The following is a 23,685-nucleotide window of genomic DNA, read 5'->3' on the forward strand; positions in this document are numbered from 1 at the left end:
ATGCAAGCATTGGTAGGTCGTACCTTTAGGCTGCGCCGATCATCTTGCGCAGCACGTAGTGAAGGATACCACCGTGACGGTAGTACGCCAGCTCATTGACGGTATCAATTCGGCACTTGGCATCAACGGTACGTTCGCCGTCACTATTTTTAATCACGACCTGAACGTTACCGCCGGGGCTCAAATCGCTCAACCCCGCAATCGAGATCTCTTCATCCCCCGTTAATCCCAGGCTCTCACGGCTTTCGCCTTCCGGGAATTGCAGCGGTACCACGCCCATGCCGATCAGGTTAGAGCGGTGAATGCGTTCGAAGGACTCGGCGATCACAGCACGCACGCCCAGCAGTCGGGTGCCTTTGGCTGCCCAGTCACGCGAGGAGCCGGTGCCATACTCTTTACCGGCAATGACCACTAACGGCGTGCCTTCCTCTTTGTATTTCATGGCGGCATCGTAGATGGCCATCTGTTCACCACTCGGCACATGGCGCGTTTCGCCGCCTACCACGCCGTCGAGCATTTCGTTTTTGATCCGCACGTTGGCGAAGGTGCCGCGCATCATGACTTCATGGTTGCCCCGGCGCGAGCCGTAGGAGTTGAAGTCGATCGGCTTCACGCCGTGCTCTTGCAGGTAGCGCCCGGCGGGGCTATCCGGCTTGATAGAGCCAGCAGGCGAGATATGGTCGGTGGTGACGGAGTCACCCAGTATCGCCAGTATGCGGGCGTTCTTCACGTCCTCGATGGCGTCTGGCTCCCGCTGCATGCCTTCAAAGAAGGGCGGGTGCTGAATATAGGTCGATTCCGGCCACTCGTATACCTTACCCTCCGGCACTTTGATGGCTTTCCACGTCTCATCGCCTTCGAAGACGGCACCGTACTCCTTGCGGAACATCTCGGTGTTCACCTTCTCGACGGCGCTGGCGATATCGGCCTGCGAAGGCCAGATGTCTTTAAGATACACCGGGTTGCCGTCGCTATCCTGGCCGAGCGGGTCGGTGGTCAAGTTGCACTGCACGTTGCCCGCCAGTGCATAGGCAACGACCAGGGGCGGCGATGCCAGCCAGTTGGTTTTGACCAGGGGATGAACGCGGCCTTCGAAGTTGCGGTTGCCCGACAGCACCGATGCCACGGTGAGGTCGCCATTGTTGATGGCTTTTTCGATCTCTTCTGGCAGGGGGCCTGAGTTGCCGATACAGGTGGTACAGCCGTAGCCCACGAGGTTGAAGCCCAGCGCATCCAGGTCATCGTCGAGGCTGGCCGCGGCGAGATAGTCGGTGACGACTTTGGAGCCGGGCGCGAGCGATGTTTTCACCCAAGGTTTGGTGGTCAAGCCCTTCTCACGGGCGTTACGCGCCAACAAGCCTGCTGCCATCATCACGCTGGGGTTCGAGGTGTTCGTGCACGACGTAATCGCCGCAATGACCACGGCACCAGGGTCCAGGCTGAAGTCCTGCTCGCCCATCGTGACGGTCTGGCTATCACTGTGTTTGAAGTCGTGTTCGTAGCTGCGGTCGATGCCCACGGCGGTCTGGCCGCCTTCAGAGGCTAGTTTGCCCTTTTCGGTGCTGGGCAGCGCCTTGCCGTCTTCTTCCATGACCTTGCCAAACGCACTGACCATATCTTTGAGTGCAACACGGTCCTGCGGGCGTTTGGGGCCCGCTAGGCTGGCCTCTACCTCGTTCATGTCCAGGCTGAGCGTGTCCGTGAAAATCGGCTCATCGCCCGGCTCACGCCACAGGCCCTGGGCCTTGCTGTAAGCCTCGACCAGGGCAATCTGGCTATCTTCACGGCCGGTTAGGCGCAGGTAGTTGAGCGTTTCGTCATCCACCGGGAAGAAGCCACAGGTGGCGCCATATTCAGGGGCCATATTGGCAATGGTGGCGCGGTCCGCTAGCGGCAGGTCTTTTAAGCCGTCGCCATAAAATTCGACGAATTTACCGACCACGCCTTTCTTGCGCAGCATTTCAGTCACGGTGAGAACGAGGTCCGTGGCAGTAATACCTTCCCGCAGTTTGCCGGTCAGTTTGAAGCCAATCACTTCCGGAATGAGCATGGAGACCGGTTGGCCCAGCATGGCGGCCTCGGCTTCGATGCCGCCCACCCCCCAGCCCAGCACACCCAGGCCGTTGATCATGGTGGTGTGAGAGTCGGTTCCTACGAGCGTGTCGGGGTAGGCAACGGTCTTGCCATCTTCCTCTTTGGTCCACACCGTGCGGCCTAGGTACTCCAGGTTCACTTGGTGGCAAATCCCGGTGCCGGGTGGCACGACGCTGAAGTTGTCGAAGGCTTTCTGGCCCCAACGTAGGAATTCGTAGCGCTCGCCGTTTCGCTGCATCTCGATATCGACGTTTTCCTGGAACGCCGTCGGATGACCGAACTTATCGACCATCACCGAGTGGTCGATCACCAAGTCCACTGGAGAGAGTGGGTTGATGCGGGCAGGGTCTTCGCCCAGCTTTTCCACCGCCGCGCGCATGGAGGCGAGGTCGACCACGCCAGGCACACCGGTAAAGTCTTGCATCAATACCCGCGCCGGCCGGTAGCCAATTTCACGGCTGGATTTGCCCTCTTTTTGCCAGTCCACCAGCGCCTGCATATCGTCCCGCTCGACGCTCTCATCGTCTGCAAAACGCAGCTGATTTTCGAGCAGGATTTTGAGCGTCTTGGGCAGTCGGTCGATATTGCCTAGCGTCTCAGCCGCCGTGGGCAGGCTGTAGTAGTGATACTCTTGGCTTCCTGCCGTCAAGGTATGAAGCGTGTTGGGTATCTTGCTCATTCCATTCTCCTCTGATTGCTTGGCGTTGCGCGACGGTCACTGTTTATCTGGGTATGGCGATGTTGGCTATGGCGGTCTCATCGTGGGGTTTAACGACGACTGACGTAATATCAGTATGGCTGATTAATCAGACATGGGTGTTTCACGGTGCGCTTTCAAGCCGTCTTCGCCTAATAGCGTAGGCGAGCCCTTGTAATCGCTTGTACTTGACGCCATTTCAGGCAGACTCTCTTGCAACGTTATCTGCTCAATTGTGACAAAGGTGGTGTCATGGAAACACGTCATGAACGTTTGATTATTCTTGGGTCTGGCCCAGCAGGCTACACTGCGGCGGTGTATGCCGCGCGTGCCAACCTCAAGCCCCTGCTCATTACCGGGATGCAGGCAGGTGGCCAATTGACCACCACGACCGACGTGGATAACTGGCCTGGTGATGCCGACGGTGTCCAGGGGCCGGCGTTGATGGAGCGCATGAAGCAGCATGCCGAGCGTTTCAACACCGAGGTGCTGTTCGATCATATCAATGAAGTCAGCTTAGCTGAAAAACCTTATACCCTAAAAGGCGATAGTGGCACCTATACCTGTGATGCGCTGATCATCGCCACCGGTGCCAGTGCACGCTATCTGGGCTTACCCACCGAGCAACAGTTCATGGGGCAGGGCGTGTCGGCCTGTGCGACGTGCGATGGTTTTTTCTACCGCAATCAAGAGGTCGTCGTCGTTGGAGGGGGCAATACGGCGGTCGAAGAAGCACTCTACTTGTCTAACATCGCTTCCAAGGTCACGCTGGTGCATCGCCGCGATACCCTGCGCGCGGAAAAAATCCTGCAAGACAAGCTCTTTGAGAAAGCCGAGGCGGGTAAAATTGCCCTGGAGTGGTTCTACGAAGTCGAGGAGGTGTTAGGGGATAACACCGGCGTGACCGGCGTAAGAGTCAAGTCCACCAAGGATGGCAGCACGAAAGAGATTCACGCGCCGGGGCTATTCATTGCCATCGGCCATAGTCCCAATACGGGCATCTTCGAAGGGCAGTTGGAGATGAACGGTGGCTATATCAAAGTGACATCGGGCAGTGAAGGCAATGCAACGGCTACGAGCGTGCCGGGCGTATTTGCCTGTGGCGACGTGATGGACCATATCTATCGCCAGGCGATCACCTCGGCAGGCAGCGGCTGTATGGCAGCCCTGGATGCCGAACGCTATCTGGATGGCATTGCTTAATGTAGCTGCATTCTGGAGGAGAGCACCTGTTGGCGATCTTAGCAGTCGATAGGTGCCTCATCCACGCGTAACCTGCCTAACTGGCTGAGTACCAACCGTTTTCCTTCTGCTTGTGTGGCGCATATCGCGAAGCTGCCGTTGTAGCCACTGGTATGGCCCAGCACGTTATATCGAACGTGTCGCCAGCCGCGGCTATAGGTGGTGTAAGACGCCGCCTGCCCGGGAAAGACGCGCAGGATATCGTCCGGTTGAAAGCCGTCCTCGACGTCTCCCTTTATGACGACCAGTGCGTCGCCCCACGTCGACGCACAGGTGGTGAGGTTTGCGCTTGCCGGACACACGGTCACCTTCGTACGTTGTGAAATGGCCGTATGTCTGGCCAGGGCAAACGCAGAGCGCAGGCGGCTTACTTCGCTATTGAGAAGGCTGTGGTGACTCAGTGCCTGAACGCTTGGTGTCAGCCACGCTATCATGGCGGTCATCAACAGCATCGCCACCAACATCTCGATGAGTGTAAACCCCCGCTGATAGGACGAGTGCTGCCCGTGCGTGCCACCGCATTTCATCGCTTGACCTCCTGTCGACGAGCGCGATGCTCGTTGCGCTGGTTAACGTTGCGTGATCTTGTTGATCCTAGGGGGCACCGCGCACTTTTTATGTAAGCCAAAACGGACAAACGTTGTGAGCAATCTCTTAATTTTAGGAGGTGGCGTGATCGGAATGATGACGGCACTTCAGCTAGCGGACGCTGGTCAGCGGGTCACGCTCATCGAGCGCGGAACTTGCGGAAAAGAGGCATCCTGGGCAGGCGGCGGGATCGTTTCGCCGCTCTATCCCTGGCGTTATGGTGAGCCGGTGTCTCAGCTGTCGCGCTGGTCAGAGGGCGCCTATCCCACGCTAGCCCTGCGCTTGTTGGAAGAGACCGGTATCGACCCGGAGTATCGGCAAAAGGGCTTGCTCTACTTGAATGTGGACGATGACGAGGCGGCCTTGCACTGGGCGCGACAACTCGGCAAGCCGCTAGAGCGAGTCACCGCCGCTTTCGTTCATCATAAAGAGCCTGAAGCTGCTACTCCCGAAGGCAGTGCGCTCTGGATGCCCACACTAGGCAGCGTGCGCAACCCGCGCTTGGGCCAAGCGCTGCGCGCTCGTTTGGCTGCCCTGTCTCACGTGACGCTGATCGAGGCGTGTCGTGTCGAAGGTTTTCTGCAGCGTCAAGGCCGCGTAGTGGGGGTTGCGACGAGCCGAGGTGACCAGCTAGCAGAGCAGTTCATCGTATGTGGCGGGGCCTGGAGTGCAAGCGTGCTTGACGGGCTGAACGTGCGATTGCCGATTCGGCCCGTCAAAGGACAAATGATCGCTTATCAAGCGCCGCCCGGTTTAGTCCAGCGCGTAGTGCTCAAGGATGGTCGCTACGTGATTCCACGTAGCGATGGTTTGCTGCTCGTGGGGTCTACCTTGGAAGAGGCGGGCTTCGATAAAACCACCGATGAAGAGGCGTTAGCATCGCTCAAGCGGAGTGCGGAAAACATTATCCCTGCGTTAGCCGATTGCCCTGTTGCGTACCATTGGGCGGGACTGCGCCCCGGCTCGCCGGAAGGTATACCGTTCATTGGCGCGCTGCCCGAGTTTCCCAATGTGTTTGTCAATGCCGGGCATTATCGGAATGGCTTGGTGCTGGCGCCTGCTTCGACGCATCTACTGGTCGATCAAGTGCTGGGGCGCAAACCCTTGCTGGACCCAACACCTTACCAGCCAACGGCCGAGCGCTTGGCGTGGCCATGATCGCTAGCGACGATTGTCTTCCTGCTCTTGTAGGAAGCGGTCACGGTGAGCGCTACAGCAGAACCACTGCTCGACGTCACGTAGCGCCTCGTTCTCCGGCACGTGAACGTCGCACCAGCGGCAGCGCACCATGTTGCCGCCTTCGTGGCGCGACGGTGCCTGCTGCTGATGGGCCAGCTTGCGTTGGCGATAGAGTCCGTAAAGCTTTAGGCCTACATAAAACAGCGCGGCAAAGATAATTAGCCGAATGATCAATAGGTTCATCCTCAATGGCTCCCCTGGTGGGAAAAGGCGACGACATGGCATTCGTAACAATGACCTTTGCCACTGAGCACGCCTTGCGGGACAATGCAGCGACTAGGTAGATGCCACCGTATTCTGAAGATTCTCAAGAGATTTTGACGCCCATGCAAGACTTAACGCTGGTAATGGCCCAACTCGACCCGCTGGTCGGCGATATTCCCGGCAACGCCGCGCGTGCCATCGAAGCGGTGCGTGAAGCGAGGATCGAGCATGGGGCGGATATCGTCGTCTTTCCTGAACTGTTTTTATCCGGCTACCCGCCGGAAGATTTACTGTTGCGTCCCTCCATGGAAACCCGCTTGCGTGAGGCGCGCGCCACGATGGCGGAAAAAATCTCCCGCGACGTGCTGGTCATCATTGGTTACCCCGGCGTGCGTGAAGGCAAGTGTTACAACTTGGCGGGGGTGCTCTACAACGGCCAATGGGAGGCGGAGTACGCCAAACAAGCGCTGCCCAATTACCAAGTGTTCGATGAACAGCGCTACTTCACGCCGGGCACCGAGCCGCTGGTGTACGAGCATAAAGGGGCCAAGTTAGGTCTACTGATTTGCGAAGACTTGTGGGAAGGTGTGCCCGTGAAGGCCGCGCGCGAGGCGGGGGCTGAAGTATTGATCAGTTTGAACGCCTCGCCCTATCATCAAGACAAGCCCGCCGAACGGCTGCGCTTGCTAGAACAGCGCGCCCAAGACGTGCAATTGCCCGTCGTGTACGTCAATACCATCGGTGGCCAGGACGAGTTGGTGTTCGACGGTGGCTCTAGCTGTGTCGATGCCAACGGTCAACTCAAGGTACTGGCGCCCTACTGGCAGGCGGGGCTAATGCCCATTCAGCTCCTGCAAACTAGTGCGAACGTCTGGGAACCCCAGGCTGGCGAAATCGAGCCAGATGTGGAACCCGAGGAAAGCCTTTACTGCGCGCTGGTGACCGGCCTGCGTGACTACGTCAACAAGAGCGGTTTCAAAGGCGTGGTGCTGGGGCTTTCTGGCGGCATCGATTCGGCGCTCTCGCTGGCCATTGCGGTGGATGCGCTGGGACCGCAGCGGGTACAAGCGGTCATGATGCCTTACCATTACACTGCGGATATATCCAAGCAGGATGCGGCCGAACAGGCGACCCTGCTGGGCGTTCATTATGACGTGATGCCCATAGAGCCCATGGTCGAAGCCTTCATGGGGACGCTGGCCGAGAGTTTTGCAGGCACCGAGCGCGATACTACCGAAGAGAACCTTCAGTCGCGTTGCCGTGGCGTGCTGCTCATGGCGATCTCCAACAAGAAAGGCCTGATGGTGCTGACCACGGGCAACAAGAGCGAAATGGCTGTCGGCTATGCCACGCTGTATGGCGATATGGTGGGGGGCTACAACGCCATCAAAGATGTCTATAAAACCTGGGTATACCGCCTGGCGCGCTGGCGCAATACCCAGTCGCCGGCCATTCCCGAGCGCGTGATCGAGCGTCCACCCAGCGCCGAACTTGCGCCCGACCAGCAGGATAGCGATTCGCTCCCAGACTATGATGTGTTGGATGCCATTCTGGTCCGCTACATCGAGGGAGACATGAGTGCCGAGGCGATCATTGCTGCAGGCTTCGAGGAAGAGGATGTCTACAAGGTCGTCAAACTGGTGGATCGCTGTGAGTACAAGCGCCGCCAGGCGCCGGTAGGCGTGCGAGTGACCCCGCGGGGCTTCGGGCGAGATCGCCGCTACCCTATCGTCAATGGCTGGCAGCCGGGCGATTGACGTAAGCCCTCAGATGGGGCATCGGCGGCTTACGTGAGCACCGGGGGCGGGGCTAAGCACTGTTTAGCCATATCTTCTGGCGTCACCGGCCTGCAGAAGTAATAACCCTGGTAAGCGTGGCACTGGTGTTCGTTCAAATATCGCCAGTGCTCCATGGTCTCTACGCCCTCGGCAATGACGTTAAGGCCCAGCGAGCGCCCCATGGCAATGATCGTCTCGACGATGGCCATGTCATCTGCGTCCTGATGAAGGTCGCGCACGAAGGATTGATCGATTTTGATTTGGTCCAGCGGCAAACGCTTCAAATACTGCAAGGAAGAGTAGCCGGTGCCAAAATCGTCCATGGCAAAGCTGATGCCGAGTGCCTTGAGCCGGTGCATGCGGGCGATGGTATCTTCCACCTGACCGATGACCGTGCTCTCGGTGAGCTCGAGTTTCAGCTTGTGAGGCGACGCACCGCTAAGTTCCAATGCCTTGGCCACTTCCTCGACGAAGTGTGGCTGCTGAAACTGTTTTGCACTGACGTTCACGGCCAGCACTAGGTCTTTGGTATGCGCAGCCGCTTCCCACAGGGCGAGCTGTTCGCAGGCGGCATGCAGTACCCAGGTGCCCATGGGAATGATGAGCCCCGTCTCCTCTGCCAGAGGAATGAATGTGCCCGGCGATACGAAGCCTTGTATGGGGTGCTGCCAACGGATGAGTGCTTCGGCACCGATGGCACGCCCTTGGCTATCTACTTGCATTTGATAGACCAGCACGAACTCTTCCCGCTCGATGGCGAGGCGCAGGTCGCGCTCTAGCTCGGTGCGCGTTTCCAACTGAGCTTGTACAGCTGGGTCATAAAAGCGGATCGTATTCTGGTCATCACGCTTGGCGAGGTGAACGGCTGAATTAGCGTATTGAAAAAGCTGATCGACGCTATCATCGATGCCTTTGAACAGCACGAGCCCTTGACTGACGTTAAGATACTGGTGATGCCCATCCAAGCAGTAAGGCTGGGTCAGCGCGTGCTGGATCTGCTGTGCCATGAACTCGGCTTTTTCGGCGGCTTTCAACTTATCGGCATCCAAACCATCCACAATCAGTACGAACTCATCGCCACTCAGGCGGCCCATCGTGCAGCCCTGCTGCTCCAAGGTTTTAAGACGCGTCGCCATCTGTATGAGCAGCTCGTCTCCCGCCCGATGGCCGATGACATCGTTGATACGTTTGAACTCGTCTACGTCCAAATACACCAGCGCGCCGTAAGTGTTGGTTTGACTGTTGGTCTCCAACGAGTGCTGTAGATGCTCTTTCATCAGTCGCCAGTTGGGCAGGTCGGTGAGCGTGTCGTAGTAAGCCAATTGATGCACTTGGCGCTCTGCTTCTCGTCTCTGCTGCTCGGTATCGCGAAAAGAAAGAAGTGAAAGCGCAATACGCTTTAACGGGCCGCTGTGTTGTTGACTCAACCGTTCGATCGCTTGCAAGTCAGGCAGCGCTCGGCGATTGTCGGACAGCGCCAAAATGGCATCGCCCACCGTGACGAGCCGCTGGTTGATGCGCCATGCGGCCAAAAAAGCGGCACTGATCAGCAGAGCAAAGAGACCCAAGCCCAGCCATAGCGTGGAGTTGCGCGACTGGTTGAGATCGGCGTAAGACTCTCGGTGTCGGTCACTGGCGCGATGGGTAAGCGCCTCGAAAATTTGCTGAGAAAAGAGGTTGAACGTCGTGAAATGACGTTGGGCTTCTTGCAAATAAAAAACGGGATCCCCCTGATTCAGGGTGGCGGCCTCGTTGGCCATGTTGACGAAGCGACGGTATTCATAAAAGGCGCGCTGCAGGGTAGCTGCGCTTTCCTGGCTCAAGTCCAAAATCAGCGGCGAGCTGGACAGCCGATCGACGCTTTCCCCAATACGCGATAGCTCTTGGTTGATGCGACCGTACTCCGCGTAGCGCTGCATGGTGCCAAGGTCGGTCGCTTCCGCCCGGCTGAAAACCTCACTCATCCGCTGATGAAGATCGCCCAACTGGCGATCGAAGGTCGCCATTTGTACGAGGGTTTCCAGATCATTGGATTGAAGCCGGTAGTTTTGCAGCGACTGCTCTTTGATCATGTAGGTGGCCAGTCCCAGCAACAGTGCAACCGGCAGAATCACCATCAGGATGGGGAGCAGAAACACCATGAACAAGCTCTGCGAGGGTTTCATCGTCACCTCTGGGAAAGGCAGTGGGCCGTGGCGGACATGCCACGGCCTCTCTAAAAATTAACGGCAGATAAGACGTTTTATTTAGAAGCTTTCCCATTCAAGCTCGGCAGGGGCGCTGGAGCGTGTGGCGGGTAGCGACGGGGCCTTGGGACGAGCATAGCTGCTTGCCATCGAGGGTGGGTTGGCGCGATGTTGAGCGGCCGGCGCCATCGCCGACTCAGGGAGTTTGAACGCCCCCATGGCGTTTAACAACTGGTGGGCATTCTGACGTAAGTTGTTGGCAGCGGTCGCGCTCTCATTCACCAGTGATGCGTTCTGCTGCGTAACTTGGTCCATTTCGGTGACCGCCTGGCCTACTTCCTGAACCCCGGCACTCTGTTCGGCGCTGGCGTTGCTGATCTCTTGCATGATAGTGGTCACGCGCTGGATGGCTTCGACGATCTCTTCAGTGGATTTGCTCGCCTCTTCAGCGCGCTCGTTGCCATGATTGACGCGCTCTAGATTGCTGCTAATGAGGTTGTTGATCTCGCGTGCGGCGTCGGCACTGCGCTGAGCCAGCTTACGCACTTCTTCAGCGACGACGGCAAAGCCACGCCCATGTTCGCCTGCCCGCGCCGCCTCGACCGACGCGTTCAAGGCCAGGATATTGGTTTGGAAAGCGATCGAGTCGATGGTCGAAATGATACCTGCTATTTCTTGTGAGCTTTTATTCAGATCGTTCATGGTGGCGACCACTTGGTGAACTGCGTCCCCACCGCGCTTCGCCGTTATCGAGGCGCTAGCGGCTTCTTGGCTGGCCTGCTCGGAATTATCGGCGTTTTGCTTTACCGTACTATTAAGCTCTTCCATAGCTGAGGCCGTCTCTGCCAAAGCGCTGGCTTGCTCTTCCGTACGTGAGGCAAGATCGTTATTGCCTTCTGCAATCTGTTCGCTGTTCGAGGCAACCGCTTCTGCTGACGCGCGCACCTGCGCCACGATCTCCTGCAGATGCTTCGCCATGGCGACCTGCGAGGCCATGATGCTGCGGGTATCGCCTTGTTTCAGCCGACCTTGAGTGGCGAGTTCGCCACGACCAATGGCCTGAGCAAAGGCTTTCACTTCATAGGGCTCAGCGCCGAGTTCTCGCAGCAGTTGACGTGATAGGAAGACCGCAATCAGGCCGCCAATCAGTAGGGCAAAGAGCGTCAATCCGAGCATTTGTAGCTGGAAACCAGAAGCCGTCGCGCGGGCAGATGCGGTGGTAGCGGCGCTATTCTGTGTCTGAAGGTCAATAAACTGATTGATGCGATTGAGCCATTCGGTATAAGCCGGACCTGCTTGCTCCAACAAAAGGGTTTCGGCTTGCTGGTCGTTGCCTACTTCACGAGCAGCGATGACTTGTTCGGTCAAGCGGGTCGTCGTTTCGGCTTGTTCACGAATGCTCGCGAGAATCTGTTGTTCTTCCGGAGAGGCCGTGGAGGTTTGATTGATTTGTGCCATGCCGACGGTGGCTGTTTGGTAAGCCTCCTCTAGCTGGCGTATATCGCCTTCCAACTCGGCCAAACGCCCGCTACCAGCGGTAATTACGATATCGCGCAGGGCAATCGCGCGGTCATGGACGCTGCCCCGCATGTCGACGGCGAATCCTTGCTTTTCACCTTGGACATCGTTGATGACGGTCAAATCACGGTCGATTTGATTGACTTGAAGAATGCCCGCTATGGTCAGTAGCACCAAGAGAGCCAACAGAATAGAGAAGCCAACGGCTAGCCGGGTGCTGATTGTCGTTCCAGACAAGCGTTTCATTAGGGAGGTCATCCAGGGTCTCCTAGGCGCCGTGGAGGCGCTTTATTATGTGTTTGCAGGAGAATCATAATGCTCAGTGCTAGTGATGTACAATATTTGTAATGATATTTTGTCTATCATTTGATTAAGGTTTTGTTATTAAACAATTATTTTCTTGTACAAAAAAACCACGCCTAAGCGTGGTTTTTTGTAAGTGAAAAGCAAATGGCAAATGGTGTCAGTCGCTGTTGTCATGCTTTGGCACGAAACGACCACCTCGAAGTTGCTCATGACCCGGTGCATTTTCACGCAGCACGGTGAGAACCTCGCTCGCGCGATCTTCCATCCCTAGCCCCTGGTAGCCCTCGACCATCGTCGCCAGCGCATCGCGAGTCGCGTTGGATTCCGGGTAGTTTTCGATCACCCAGCGGCCTCGCTCGACGGCGGCTAGAAAAGCGCCGCGGCGGAGGTAGTAGTCGGCCACGTGCAGCTCATGGCGTGCTAAGAGCTCACGCAGGTAGACGATACGTTGCTGGGCATCCGGGGCGTACTGGCTCTGTGGGAAGCGCTGAATCAGTTCGCGGAAATCGTTGTAAGCATCGCGCGAGGCCCCCAGATCACGCTTGGAGATGTCGATCAGGCGCAGGCGCTCGAGGCTGAAGCGGCCCGCCTGCCAAGCGGCTAGCCCGCGGAGGTAATAGGCATAGTCGACCTGAGGATGATCGGGATGTAAGCGAATGACGCGGCTGGCAGCCGCCCGCGCCTCTTCCCAGTTACTGTTTTCGTAGTAGGCGTAAATCAGTTCGAGCTGAGCCTGTTCGGCGTGAGGGCCAAACGGATAACGGGTATCCAACGCTTCAAGGCGCTCGATAGCAATCGGGAAGCGGTTGCTATCGAGCGCGGTGCGTGCCAGCTCATATAGCTCGCGCTCTTGGACCCCCGCAAACTCGTCTTCCTCTTCCGGGGTCGTGTCGTTGCTGGCGCAGCCTGCGAGAAGGGCAAGGCTCAAGGCTAGGGCGCCAAAGCGGTGGGCAGCGGAAAAAACGCGCATCATCATCCTCGTTGCAAACAAGCCTCAATCACCGAAAAGCGACGATGGCCATAAGTAGAAATGGTAGAATAGGTCGCAGTGAGCCCACTATAAAACACCTAGACGCAAAACGCAGGCTTAGCGACACGTCGTAGCGGTAAGTCGCGCATCTCAGGTGGTTCGATTGGGCGGTTAGCGTCTTAGAGAGGTCATTCATGTCTCGTATTGTTGAAGCCACGCAGCGGGTGCCCGCAACGTTAGCTGGCGCGCGCTTGGACCAAGCAGCGGCGGAGTTGTTCAGTGATTACTCCCGCGAGCGTTTGAAAGCGTGGATCAACGCCGGTGAACTCACCGTCGATGGGGTCAAGGTCAAGCCGAAAGCCAAACTGCATGGCCACGAAGTGCTCACGCTCAATGCGACCATCGAGGAGGACACGCGTTTCGAGCCCCAGGACATCGCGCTGGACATCGTCTACGAAGACGAGGACGTCATCGTCATCAATAAGGCGGCGGGCATGGTCGTGCACCCGGCGGCGGGCAACCCGGATGGCACCTTGCTCAATGCCCTGCTGCATCATCACCCGGCGTTGGCCGAAGTGCCCCGGGCAGGCATCGTCCACCGCTTGGATAAAGACACGACCGGCCTGATGATGGTCGCTAAGACCTTGCCCGCGCAAACAGCGCTAGTCGAGCAGTTGCAAGCCCGTACCGTGTCGCGTCAGTACGATGCCATCGTGATCGGTAAGCCCGTGGCGGGCAGCACCATCGATGCGCCGATTGGCAGGCACCCGAAAGACCGCAAGCGCCAGGCCGTGACGGCGTCCGGCAAGCCCGCCGTGACGCATTTTCGCGTGGTCGAGCGTTTTCGTGCTCATACCCACGTGCGCTGCCAGCTAGAAACCGGCCGCACTCACCAGATTCGCGTGCACATGGCCCACGCTCGCTATCCTTTGATTGGCGACCCGCTCTACAGCGGCCGTGCCAAGCTCCCACCGGGGGCCGCTGGGCCGTTGAAAGAGATTTTGCGCGAATTCCCCCGTCAGGCGCTGCATGCCCGAAAGCTCAGCTTCGTGCACCCCGTTAGTGGTGAAACCCTTACTTTTCAAGCCGATCTGCCCGATGATCTACTAATGTTGTTGGACTACCTGCGCGACGATAGCGAGACCATGCGATGAGCGATGCCATAGATCTGCGCCCGACGCTTCTGCTGCCGGACTGGCCAGCGCCCGCCAACGTGCGAGCCTTTGTGACCACGCGTGAAACGGGGCCGAGTCAGAATGACTTTGCGGCGTTCAATCCGGCCGCTCACGTTGGGGACAATGCCGACCATGTTGCACTGTGCCGACGGTTGCTACACAAAGAGATCGGCGATGAACGCCCGCTACTGTGGCTTAACCAAACGCATGGTGCGCGGGTGCAGCAGGAATACCAAAGCAACACACCTGATGCAGATGCAGCGCTTGCCAGCAGCAGCGAGTACGCCTGTGTCGTTCTCACCGCCGACTGTTTGCCAGTGCTGTTTTGCAATCGTCAAGGAACGCAGGTGGCGGTTGCGCATGCGGGCTGGCGTGGGCTGGCCGGTGGCGTGTTGGAAGCCACCATCGCCGCCATGAATTGCGACCCGGACGATATCCTGGTGTGGTTGGGGCCGGCCATCTCGAATGCGCAGTTCGAGGTGGGACCCGAAGTGTATGGCGCTTTCGTGGCTGTACATCCAGACACGGCCGACGCGTTCGACCACAGCCCGTACCGGCTAGGCCACTATATGGCCGATCTGTATCGGCTGGCCCGTTTTCGCCTAGAAGCACTGGGCATCCACCACATTAGCGGCGGACACTTCTGCACCGCCTGCGAATCGCGCTTTTACTCCTATCGCCGTGACAACGGCAACACTGGTCGCATGGCGAGTGTGATCTGGATCAATTAATCGCCACTTGAAATGCGTGGATATGACGCCATCTTACTTGTCAAGCTAATCGTCTTTAGCACGTTCAACGACAGGTCAATGGGCAGCGCCGTGGGTCCAAACGCACGGCATCCCCAGGAGGCACACCATGCGATTCGATAAATTCACCGCCAAATTACAGGCCGCCATTGCCGAGGCGCAGTCCCTCGCCGTGGGCCAAGGCCACAACCAGTTAGATCCCGCGCATCTGCTGCTGGCGCTGATCGATACCAAAGATACCGGCATCAAAGCGCTGATCGAGAAAGCCGACGGCAGCAGTTCACGCCTGCGCGACGGTCTGCAGCGCCTAGTGGATGACCTACCCAAAGTCAGCCAATTCGATGGCGAAGTGCAGCCATCGCGTGACTTCGTCAAACTGATCAATCTCACCGACCGCGAAGCGCAAAAGCGCGGCGATCAATTCATCGCCTCCGAGCTCGTGCTGCTGGCTGCGCTGGAGATGAACAGTGCCATCACCAAGCTGATGAAAGAGGCTGGACTCAGCCGTAAAACGTTAGAGGCGGCGATCGACAGCCTGCGTGGTGGTGCTAGGGTAGATGACCCCAATGCCGAAGAGCAGCGGGAGGCGCTCAACAAGTACACGTTGGACCTCACCCAGCGCGCGCTGGACGGCAAGCTCGACCCTGTGATCGGTCGCGACGACGAAATCCGCCGTACGATTCAGGTGTTGCAGCGTCGCACCAAAAACAACCCGGTGCTGATTGGCGAACCTGGTGTAGGTAAAACCGCCATCGTCGAGGGCTTGGCCCAGCGCATCGTCAACGGTGAAGTACCCGAAGGTTTGAAAGAGAAGCGCGTGCTGTCGTTGGATATGGGCGCGCTGCTCGCCGGAGCCAAGTTTCGCGGTGAGTTCGAAGAGCGCCTGAAAGCCGTGTTGAAAGAGCTCTCCCAAGAAGAGGGACGAGTGATCCTGTTCATCGATGAGTTGCATACCATGGTGGGCGCTGGAAAGGCCGATGGCGCCATGGACGCGGGCAATATGCTCAAACCAGCGCTGGCACGGGGCGAATTGCATTGCGTGGGGGCGACGACGCTGGATGAGTATCGCAAGTACATCGAGAAAGACGCCGCCCTGGAACGCCGTTTCCAAAAAGTGCTGGTGGACGAGCCTACCGAGGCCGATACCATTGCTATTTTGCGGGGCCTTAAAGAGCGCTACGAGGTGCACCATGGCGTTGATATTACCGACTCTGCGATCATCGCGGCGGCCAAGCTCTCGACGCGCTATATCACCGACCGCCAGTTGCCGGACAAGGCCATCGACCTGATCGATGAAGCCGCCTCGCGGATTCGTATGGAGCTGGACTCCAAGCCTGAAGAGATGGACCGTCTAGACCGTCGTCTCATTCAGCTCAAAATGGAGCGGGAGGCTCTCAAGAAAGAGACCGACGAAGCGACCAAAAAACGCTTGGAGGCGCTCAATCAGCAGATCCACGAGTTAGAGCGTGACTACGCTGACCTGGATGAGATCTGGAAGGCGGAAAAAGCCAGCATTCAAGGCGCCGCGCAGTTCAAAGCGGAGCTCGAGCAAGCGCGTATCGATCTTGAGCAGGCGCGTCGTCAGGGTGATTTGGGCCGCATGTCGGAAATCCAGTACGGCAAGATTCCCGAGCTGGAGAAAAAGATCAGCGAAGCAGGAGAAGGCGAAGCCGATACTGCCAGCCATCAGCTGTTGCGCTCCAACGTCACGGAAGAGGAAATCGCAGAGGTGGTCTCGCGCTGGACGGGCATTCCCGTATCCAAAATGCTGGAAGGCGAGCGGGATAAACTGCTGCGCATGGAAGAGGCCCTCCACGAGCGCGTCATCGGCCAGAACGAGGCGGTCGAGGCCGTCGCCAACGCAGTGCGCCGTTCCCGGGCGGGTCTTGCCGACCCCAACCGCCCCAACGGCTCATTCCTGTTTCTCGGTCCAACCGGTGTGGGCAAGACCGAGCTGTGCAAGTCGTTGGCCAACTTCTTGTTCGACACCGAAGAAGCCATGGTGCGCATCGACATGTCGGAATTCATGGAGAAGCATTCCGTGGCCCGCCTGATCGGCGCGCCTCCCGGCTACGTGGGGTACGAAGAGGGCGGCTACTTGACCGAGGCCGTTCGCCGCAAGCCTTACTCGGTGCTGCTACTGGACGAGGTGGAAAAAGCACACCCGGATGTGTTCAACATTCTGCTGCAAGTGCTGGAAGATGGACGTTTGACCGATGGCCAGGGGCGCACCGTCGACTTTCGTAACACGGTGATCGTCATGACCTCCAACATGGGCTCGGACATCATCCAGCGCATGGGCGGGGATGATAACGACTATGAGCTGATGAAAAATGCGGTGATGGAGGTCGTGGGTAACCATTTTCGCCCTGAGCTGATCAACCGGATCGATGAGGTGGTGGTGTTCCACGCCCTTGGTCAGGAGCAGATTCAGGCCATCGCTGGCATTCAATTGGAGCGCTTGAAGGCACGGCTTGCGGAGCACGATCTGCGTCTGGAATTGAGCGACGATGCCATGGCGCAACTCGCGGTGGTGGGCTTCGACCCTGTGTTTGGGGCACGGCCACTCAAGCGTGCTATTCAGAGCCGTATCGAAAATCCGCTGGCGCAGGATCTGCTCGCAGGCAAGTATCTTCCCGGCACGACCATTCACATCAGTGCAGAAGTAGGAAAGTTGGTGTTTAACTAATCTTAACTTCTCGAAGAGTCGGATTTAGCGCAATGTCGTGCGGATATTGCGCAATGAAATAGGGCAAATGCCCCGTCAGCGTCGCGGACGGGGCATTTTTTTGCGCTGACTGCGACCTTTGTTGCGTTTGGTCGGTTCTGAGGTTGACAGGCTAAGGGTGCTAATGGAATCTTGTGGGTTCCTGATTTGCGGGCGCGGAACCAACGGGCAACCCCTCATCCCCGCGCGAAGGGTAGGCTCACGCCTTTACCCGCCGAAGGACTTCCGGGCTTGGGCTAACCGCCTGACCTGGCCAACGCCCCGACACGGTAAACCGCCGTGTAAGGGAGACGCTCTTTATGGTTGCCATCAATGAGCGTTCCCGATGAGAGTGCAGGCCCTAACCGGGCCATATTGCCAGGGTTTGGCATCAGGTGCCGGCATGGGCCGGCAGCGGCATACCGCCGCACTCGACCCCGCAGGATGCCCTGCGGATCGCACTCGAGACCTCCAGGGGAGAAACACAGTGGAACTGCTTTCCGGCGCAGATATGATCGCCCGCTTCTTGCAAGATGAGGGCGTCGAGTACATTTATGGTTATCCCGGTGGTGCGGCGCTGCATATTTATGACGCGCTGTTCCGCCAAGACAAAGTGAAGCACATTCTCGTACGTCACGAACAGGCGGCCACTCACGCGGCCGATGGCTATGCCCGTGCCTCCGGCAAGCCCGGCGTGGTGCTGGTGACCTCGGGCCCCGGCGCGACAAACGCGGTGACGGGTATTGCGACTGCCTACATGGACTCCATTCCCATGGTGGTGCTGTGTGGGCAGGTCATGAGCCACCTGATCGGTGACGACGCCTTCCAGGAAACCGATATCGTCGGCGTCACGCGCCCCATCGTGAAGCACAGCTTCTCGATTCGTCATCCGTCCGAGATCCCGGAAGTGCTGAAAAAAGCCTTCTATTTGGCATCGACCGGCCGTCCTGGCCCGGTGGTCGTCGACATTCCTAAGGACATGACCGCTCCTACCGAGCGCTACGAGTACGTGTACCCGAAAAAGGTCAAGCTGCGCTCGTATAACCCGGTGACCCGTGGCCATACGGGACAGATCAAAAAAGCCGTCGAAATGATGCTGAAGGCCAAGCGCCCCGTATTCTACACCGGCGGTGGCGTGGTGACCGGCAAGGCCAGCGAAGGCTTGACCGATTTGGTGAAGCAGCTGGGTTTTCCGATTACCACCACGCTGATGGGCATCGGCGCGTATCCGCAAAGTGACCGCCAGTGTTTGGGGTGGCTGGGGATGCACGGCTCCTACGAGTCCAACATGGCCATGCACCACGCTGATTTGATCATTGCCATTGGCGCGCGTTTTGATGACCGGGTGACCAACAATACGTCGAAGTTCTGCCCGACGGCGAAAATCATTCACGTCGACGTCGATCCCAGTTCGGTCTCCAAGACCGTGCGAGCTGACGTGCCGATCGTCGGCCCGGCCTCCAGCGTCATCAACGAAATGATTAGCCTAGTGCAGGGGAATGCCATTGCGCATCCTGACGCGTTGACCGACTGGTGGCAGAAGATCGACGGCTGGCGAGCCGAGCGTGAAGGTAAGCTCTACGAGCCTTCCAAGGCTGGCGAGGCGCTGAAGCCGCAAGAAGTCATCGAGGCGCTGTGCCGCGTCACCCGTGGCGAAGCCTACGTCACCACCGACGTAGGTCAGCATCAGATGTTTGCCGCGCAGTATTACAAGTTCGATAAGCCCAACCGCCTGATTACCTCCGGTGGCTTGGGAACCATGGGCTTTGGCTTCCCGGCGGCCATGGGGATCAAGCAAAACTTCCCGGACGACGATGTGGTGTGCGTTACCGGCGAAGGCAGTTTCCAGATGATGATGCAGGAACTCTCCACCTGTAAGCAGTACGGCGTGGGCGTCAAGATCGTCAACCTGAATAACGCATCGCTCGGCATGGTGCGCCAGTGGCAAGATTTGAACTACAAGTCCCGCCATGCGCACTCCTATATGGAGTCGCTACCCGACTTTCATATGCTGATAGAGGCGTACGGGTTCACCGCGATCACCGTCACGACGCTAGACGAGTTGGAACCGGCGCTGGAACGTGCCTTTGCCGACAAGCATGAGCTGGTCTTCCTGGACGTCAAGGTCGATCCCCATGAGCACGTCTATCCGATGCAGGTACCGTTGGGTGCTATGCGTGACATGCTGCTGTCCAAAACGGAGCGTACCTGATGCGTCATATCATCTCGATTCTGATGGAAAACGAACCGGGTGCGCTGTCGCGTGTGGTCGGGCTTTTCTCCCAGCGTAACTTCAACATTGAAACGTTGAACGTAGCGCCGACGGAAGATCCGTCGCTGTCACGCCTGACGGTCACCACGGTGGGCGACGACCGAGTGATCGAGCAGATCACCAAGCACCTCAACAAGTTGATCGATGTGGTGAAGCTGGTGGACCTCACCGAAGGCAACCACATCGAGCGCGAGCTGATGCTGGTGAAGGTGAAAGCACTCGGTGCAGCCCGCGATGAAGTAAAGCGCACGGTGGATATCTTTCGCGCGCAGATCGTCGACGTCACGCCCAGCCTGTACACCGTACAGATCACTGGCGACGCGTCGAAACTGGACGCTTTCCTGCAGGCCATGGCACCCGTGGGCATTCTCGAAGTAGCACGTACAGGGGTGTCGGGTATTGCACGGGGCGATAAAGTCCTGTCGCTTTAAATCGCGACTCAACGCTGCAACGTTCAAAGCCGCCCTTCGCCGGGCGGCTTTTTCGTGCGTAAGGGGCGCCTCAGCGTGGGATCACCGCCGTCCAAAACGCGTCGATCATCGGATTTTTGAGCCGCCGGTTCAGTACGCAGAGGCCAACGTCGTAGTGGGGGAGCTCGGGTTTGACATTGAGTATCTGCACGCGCTCTGCCAGTGGGCTATTGTCCAAAACGATCTTGGGCACCACGCCCACACCAAACCCAAGCCCGACCATGCTGACGATGGCTTCGTGCCCCGCGACCTGGGCATAAATCCGTGGGGTAATGCCCATGGCCTTGAACCACGTGTTGGCGTACTCCCGAGAGAGACCGGCTTCCGACAAGATCATCGGCACGTGCTGCCACTGCTCGGCGGTGGAGCTGTCCGGCTGCGGTGGCAGCCACGCATGCGCGTCGGTAGGCGCAATGAATAGCAGCGGTGAGCGGGTCAGCGACTTGAAGGCCAGTGCGCTGGGCGGGATGCGCGGTCGCGGCGTGATCGCCATGTCATCAGCGCCTTCCAGTACCCGGGACATCGCATCGGCGGGATCGCCGGTATGCAGCTTGAGCTCGATGCCGGGGTGGCGGGTGCGCACATCGCTGAGCAGTTCATAGAGAAAGCTATAGCTTGCGGTGACGGAGCAGTAAATGCTGATCTCGCCGCTGAGCTGCGCCGTCGTCGCCGCCAGTGTGCGCTTTTGCGTTTCCCACTGCTCGAGCGTCTCCTTGGCATAGCGTTGGAAGGTGATGCCTTGAGGAGTGAGCGTTACATGGCGGTTGTCCCGTTCAAACAGGCGCGTACCGAGCTCGCTCTCCACCTGTTGGATGGAGCGGCTCAGCGTCGAGGGGCTGATATGGCAAAGCTCGCTAGCGCGGCCAAAATGCAGCGTATCGGCCAGGATGGTGACATGCCTGAGTAAGCGGAAATCCATGAGAGCCTTTGGACTGAACGATATTTCATAATATGAAATAGTATGTTGCAAACATAGCGTTTTACGCAATAGCTGCGCTGGCGTAGAGTGGCCTCAACGCCAAATCCTAGTGCTGCAAAAGACGGCACGGGTGGCCATCAACGCTGACACTTACGCAATAAAAACTTTTGGTTTCATCGACTTCTGGAGTTTCGCCATGCACGTTTATTACGATAAAGATTGTGACCTTTCTCTCATTCAGGCTAAGAAAGTCACCATCGTGGGTTATGGCTCGCAAGGTCATGCGCATGCTAACAACCTGAAAGAGTCGGGCGTCGACGTCACCGTTGCCCTGCGCAAAGGCTCCTCGTCTGCAGCAAAAGCCGAAGCGGCTGGCTTGAAAGTCGCCAGCGTACCGGAAGCGTGTAAAACCGCTGACCTCGTCATGATTCTGGCGCCGGACGAAAACCAAAAGGCGATTTACGAGCAGGAAGTCGAGCCGAACCTGAAAGAAGGCGCAACCCTGGCGTTCGCCCACGGCTTCAACATTCACTACAACCAGATCGAGCCGCGCAAAGACCTCGACGTGATCATGATCGCGCCGAAAGCGCCGGGCCACACCGTTCGCTCTGAGTTCGTCAAGGGCGGTGGTATTCCGGATCTGATCGCTATTCACCAAGACGCGTCAGGCAGCGCCAAAGAACTGGCACTCTCCTATGCGGCCGGTGTCGGCGGTGGCCGTAGCGGTATCATCGAAACGACCTTCAAAGACGAGACCGAAACCGACCTGTTCGGTGAACAAGCTGTCCTGTGTGGCGGTGCGGTCGAACTGGTGAAAGCGGGCTTCGAGACGCTGACCGAAGCCGGTTATGCCCCGGAAATGGCTTACTTCGAGTGTCTGCATGAGCTCAAGCTCATTGTCGACCTGATGTACGAAGGCGGCATCGCCAACATGAATTACTCCATCTCCAACAATGCCGAGTATGGTGAGTACGTGACGGGGCCTGAGGTCATCAACGATGAGTCTCGCGCGGCGATGCGTAATGCTCTTAAGCGTATCCAAACCGGTGAATACGCCAAAATGTTCATTCAGGAAGGCAACACCAACTATCCGTCCATGACGGCTCGTCGTCGCCTGAATGCGGAACACGAGATCGAGCAGGTCGGTGCCAAGCTGCGCGGCATGATGCCGTGGATTGCTGCTAACCAGCTCGTCGATAAGTCCAAGAACTAAACGGCGCATAGCGTTATCCACGCCCCGAAGCGCTGTTTCGGGGCGTTTTTCGTTGTCCAGGGCAATTGGCTGGTCGCCTGGGCGTCACCGTGTAGAATGAGAAGAGAACCCTTTTCGTGTGAATTCACTTCAAATGGATGATGCTTATGACCCAGGATGCTCGCGACCAAAAGCACGGCAGCACGCAGCCTTCCGAGACGTCGGCTGCCGATGACACCCTTCCGTCTTCGTCTGCCAAAGACGAAGACGTCGGCAATGAAGATCTTGCCGCCGCGTTTTTGCGAGAAACCGAGGTCGTGGAAGAAGCCGTCGAAGATGGTAAAAAGATTCGCCGTAAAGGGATCTATCTACTGCCCAACCTGTTCACGACTTCTGCGCTCTTTTCCGGTTTTTTTGCCGTCGTGGCCGGTATCAACGGTGAGTTCACCTCGGCAGCCGTCGCCATTTTCATTGCTATGGTGCTGGACGGTCTGGATGGTCGCGTGGCGCGTATGACCAATACCCAGAGTGAGTTCGGTGCTGAATACGACAGTTTGGCCGATATGATCTCGTTCGGTATGGCGCCGGCACTGGTCGCCTTCACCTGGATTCTCCAAGATATTGGAAAAACAGGTTGGGTGGTCGCTTTTCTTTATGTCGCCTGCGCTGCGCTGCGCTTGGCGCGTTTCAACGTGCAAATCGGCAGTGTCGATAAAAAATGGTTCATCGGCTTGCCTAGCCCATCGGCGGCGGCGTTAGTGGCCGCTAGCGTATGGACGTTTCACAGCTTCGATGCCGATGCCTTTGGCTTCAAGCTGCTGATGCTCGTTGTCGTTGGTGCGGCGGGGATCTTGATGGTGAGTAACATCCGTTACTACAGCTTCAAGGACTTGGACTTCAAGAAGCCCGTGCCTTTCGTGGTACTGTTGGCGGTCGTGCTGGGGTTCGTAATGATCTCCGTCGAGCCGTCGGTCATGCTGCTGCTGCTGTTTGCGGCTTACGTATGTTCAGGGCCCATCTTGGCCGTCATGCGTAAGGCAAAACCCAAACGCTGAACATTTTGAAAACTTTTTCACACTAGCCCTTGCCAACCCGGCATCGAATCCGTAAAGTACGCATCCGCTGCCGGGGACGCTCAGCGTTACCAGCGGTGATGAGGTTGAAAAACCTCTTGTTTGTCAGGAAGTTAGAGTTCTGTGGTAGGTTGGTCAGATCGCTCGCTTCGCCCGCTGAAAACAGCGGTTGACAAACGCCACGGAATGCGTAGAATACGCCTTCCTCGCTGAGGCAACACGGGTCAGGTCATCGAGCCCGCCGCAGCGACATTAAGAAAGTTGCTCTTTAACAATTTGATCAGGTAATTCATGTGGGCGCTTGCC

The 23,685-nt window shown here is 57.8% G+C and carries 17 protein-coding genes; 10 read left to right on the forward strand and 7 right to left on the reverse strand.

Annotation, left to right across the window (positions count from 1 at the left end; all coding sequences use genetic code 11):
- Positions 1-25: 25 nt before the first annotated feature.
- Entirely contained in the window at positions 26-2,773 is a 2,748-nt protein-coding gene (gene acnA / locus MHM37_RS15620) for an aconitate hydratase AcnA (RefSeq protein ID WP_239285553.1), read from the reverse strand.
- 270 nt (positions 2,774-3,043) lie between these two features.
- Here acnA and trxB point away from each other — a divergent pair, with 270 nt between their 5' ends.
- Positions 3,044-3,994, forward strand: a complete 951-nt coding sequence (trxB, locus tag MHM37_RS15625; protein ID WP_139525692.1) for a thioredoxin-disulfide reductase — start codon at positions 3,044-3,046, stop codon at positions 3,992-3,994.
- Between the two features lie 38 nt (positions 3,995-4,032).
- Here trxB and MHM37_RS15630 read toward each other — a convergent pair whose 3' ends face one another.
- Entirely contained in the window at positions 4,033-4,560 is a 528-nt protein-coding gene (locus MHM37_RS15630) for a GspH/FimT family pseudopilin (protein WP_153843115.1), read from the reverse strand.
- Between the two features lie 115 nt (positions 4,561-4,675).
- On the opposite strand from MHM37_RS15630, the gene thiO reads away from it, so the two are divergent.
- Complete coding sequence (gene thiO, locus MHM37_RS15635) at positions 4,676-5,779, forward strand: glycine oxidase ThiO (RefSeq protein WP_239297265.1); 1,104 nt, start codon at positions 4,676-4,678, stop codon at positions 5,777-5,779.
- Between the two features lie 3 nt (positions 5,780-5,782).
- On the opposite strand, the gene MHM37_RS15640 is transcribed toward thiO, so the two are convergent.
- A complete protein-coding gene (locus MHM37_RS15640) occupies positions 5,783-6,043 on the reverse strand; it encodes a PP0621 family protein (RefSeq protein WP_139525689.1) in 261 nt (86 codons plus the stop codon).
- 143 nt (positions 6,044-6,186) lie between these two features.
- Between MHM37_RS15640 and MHM37_RS15645 the strand changes: the two genes are divergently transcribed.
- On the forward strand, positions 6,187-7,821 hold the full coding sequence (locus MHM37_RS15645) for an NAD+ synthase (protein ID WP_139526212.1): 1,635 nt from the start codon (positions 6,187-6,189) through the stop codon (positions 7,819-7,821).
- A 29-nt stretch (positions 7,822-7,850) separates the two neighbouring features.
- Here MHM37_RS15645 and MHM37_RS15650 read toward each other — a convergent pair whose 3' ends face one another.
- The 3 genes from MHM37_RS15650 to MHM37_RS15660 all read right to left on the reverse strand — a co-directional run bounded on the left by MHM37_RS15650 (position 7,851) and on the right by MHM37_RS15660 (position 12,822).
- Entirely contained in the window at positions 7,851-10,007 is a 2,157-nt protein-coding gene (locus MHM37_RS15650) for a GGDEF domain-containing phosphodiesterase (protein WP_239297263.1), read from the reverse strand.
- Between the two features lie 81 nt (positions 10,008-10,088).
- Positions 10,089-11,804 (reverse strand): methyl-accepting chemotaxis protein, encoded by a 1,716-nt coding sequence (locus MHM37_RS15655; protein WP_239297261.1) that lies wholly within the window; start codon positions 11,802-11,804, stop codon positions 10,089-10,091.
- 205 nt (positions 11,805-12,009) lie between these two features.
- Entirely contained in the window at positions 12,010-12,822 is an 813-nt protein-coding gene (locus tag MHM37_RS15660) for an outer membrane protein assembly factor BamD (RefSeq protein WP_239285543.1), read from the reverse strand.
- A 194-nt stretch (positions 12,823-13,016) separates the two neighbouring features.
- Here MHM37_RS15660 and rluD point away from each other — a divergent pair, with 194 nt between their 5' ends.
- The 5 genes from rluD to ilvN all read left to right on the forward strand — a co-directional run bounded on the left by rluD (position 13,017) and on the right by ilvN (position 20,156).
- A complete protein-coding gene (gene rluD / locus MHM37_RS15665) occupies positions 13,017-13,976 on the forward strand; it encodes a 23S rRNA pseudouridine(1911/1915/1917) synthase RluD (protein WP_139525685.1) in 960 nt (319 codons plus the stop codon).
- Positions 13,973-14,728 carry a peptidoglycan editing factor PgeF gene (gene pgeF / locus MHM37_RS15670; protein WP_139525684.1) on the forward strand — a complete coding sequence of 252 codons (756 nt, stop codon included), beginning with the start codon at positions 13,973-13,975 and terminating at the stop codon, positions 14,726-14,728. Before rluD ends, pgeF begins: the two co-directional genes overlap by 4 nt.
- Positions 14,729-14,855: 127 nt before the next feature.
- Positions 14,856-17,435: an ATP-dependent chaperone ClpB gene (gene clpB / locus MHM37_RS15675; protein WP_239285541.1), complete on the forward strand. Its 2,580-nt coding sequence runs from the start codon at positions 14,856-14,858 to the stop codon at positions 17,433-17,435.
- Between the two features lie 505 nt (positions 17,436-17,940).
- Positions 17,941-19,665: an acetolactate synthase 3 large subunit gene (locus tag MHM37_RS15680; RefSeq protein WP_139525682.1), complete on the forward strand. Its 1,725-nt coding sequence runs from the start codon at positions 17,941-17,943 to the stop codon at positions 19,663-19,665.
- Positions 19,665-20,156: an acetolactate synthase small subunit gene (ilvN, locus tag MHM37_RS15685; protein WP_030074339.1), complete on the forward strand. Its 492-nt coding sequence runs from the start codon at positions 19,665-19,667 to the stop codon at positions 20,154-20,156. Before MHM37_RS15680 ends, ilvN begins: the two co-directional genes overlap by 1 nt.
- 70 nt (positions 20,157-20,226) lie before the next feature.
- Here the strand turns inward: ilvN and ilvY are convergent, their stop codons facing one another.
- Positions 20,227-21,114, reverse strand: coding sequence for an HTH-type transcriptional activator IlvY (gene ilvY / locus MHM37_RS15690; protein WP_239297259.1), 888 nt, complete (start codon positions 21,112-21,114; stop codon positions 20,227-20,229).
- A gap of 196 nt (positions 21,115-21,310) precedes the next feature.
- Between ilvY and ilvC the strand changes: the two genes are divergently transcribed.
- Complete coding sequence (ilvC, locus tag MHM37_RS15695) at positions 21,311-22,327, forward strand: ketol-acid reductoisomerase (RefSeq protein WP_153843120.1); 1,017 nt, start codon at positions 21,311-21,313, stop codon at positions 22,325-22,327.
- A 146-nt stretch (positions 22,328-22,473) separates the two neighbouring features.
- Positions 22,474-23,361: a CDP-diacylglycerol--serine O-phosphatidyltransferase gene (gene pssA / locus MHM37_RS15700; RefSeq protein ID WP_139525680.1), complete on the forward strand. Its 888-nt coding sequence runs from the start codon at positions 22,474-22,476 to the stop codon at positions 23,359-23,361.
- The last annotated feature ends 324 nt before the right edge of the window (positions 23,362-23,685 follow it).

It is taken from the genome of Halomonas sp. MMH1-48 (assembly GCF_022348105.1).
Classification (GTDB): Bacteria; Pseudomonadota; Gammaproteobacteria; order Pseudomonadales; family Halomonadaceae; genus Vreelandella; species Vreelandella piezotolerans.

Coding starts and splice junctions, on each gene's coding strand:
- MHM37_RS15630 (WP_153843115.1), bottom strand. CDS start 4,560: ATGAAATGCGGTGGCACGCACGGGCAGCACTCGTCCTATCAGCGGGGG.
- ilvC (WP_153843120.1), top strand. CDS start 21,311: ATGCACGTTTATTACGATAAAGATTGTGACCTTTCTCTCATTCAGGCT.
- MHM37_RS15660 (WP_239285543.1), bottom strand. CDS start 12,822: ATGCGCGTTTTTTCCGCTGCCCACCGCTTTGGCGCCCTAGCCTTGAGC.
- MHM37_RS15640 (WP_139525689.1), bottom strand. CDS start 6,043: ATGAACCTATTGATCATTCGGCTAATTATCTTTGCCGCGCTGTTTTAT.
- rluD (WP_139525685.1), top strand. CDS start 13,017: ATGTCTCGTATTGTTGAAGCCACGCAGCGGGTGCCCGCAACGTTAGCT.
- ilvN (WP_030074339.1), top strand. CDS start 19,665: ATGCGTCATATCATCTCGATTCTGATGGAAAACGAACCGGGTGCGCTG.
- MHM37_RS15655 (WP_239297261.1), bottom strand. CDS start 11,804: ATGACCTCCCTAATGAAACGCTTGTCTGGAACGACAATCAGCACCCGG.
- clpB (WP_239285541.1), top strand. CDS start 14,856: ATGCGATTCGATAAATTCACCGCCAAATTACAGGCCGCCATTGCCGAG.
- ilvY (WP_239297259.1), bottom strand. CDS start 21,114: ATGGATTTCCGCTTACTCAGGCATGTCACCATCCTGGCCGATACGCTG.
- MHM37_RS15645 (WP_139526212.1), top strand. CDS start 6,187: ATGCAAGACTTAACGCTGGTAATGGCCCAACTCGACCCGCTGGTCGGC.
- MHM37_RS15650 (WP_239297263.1), bottom strand. CDS start 10,007: ATGAAACCCTCGCAGAGCTTGTTCATGGTGTTTCTGCTCCCCATCCTG.
- trxB (WP_139525692.1), top strand. CDS start 3,044: ATGGAAACACGTCATGAACGTTTGATTATTCTTGGGTCTGGCCCAGCA.
- acnA (WP_239285553.1), bottom strand. CDS start 2,773: ATGAGCAAGATACCCAACACGCTTCATACCTTGACGGCAGGAAGCCAA.
- pssA (WP_139525680.1), top strand. CDS start 22,474: ATGACCCAGGATGCTCGCGACCAAAAGCACGGCAGCACGCAGCCTTCC.
- pgeF (WP_139525684.1), top strand. CDS start 13,973: ATGAGCGATGCCATAGATCTGCGCCCGACGCTTCTGCTGCCGGACTGG.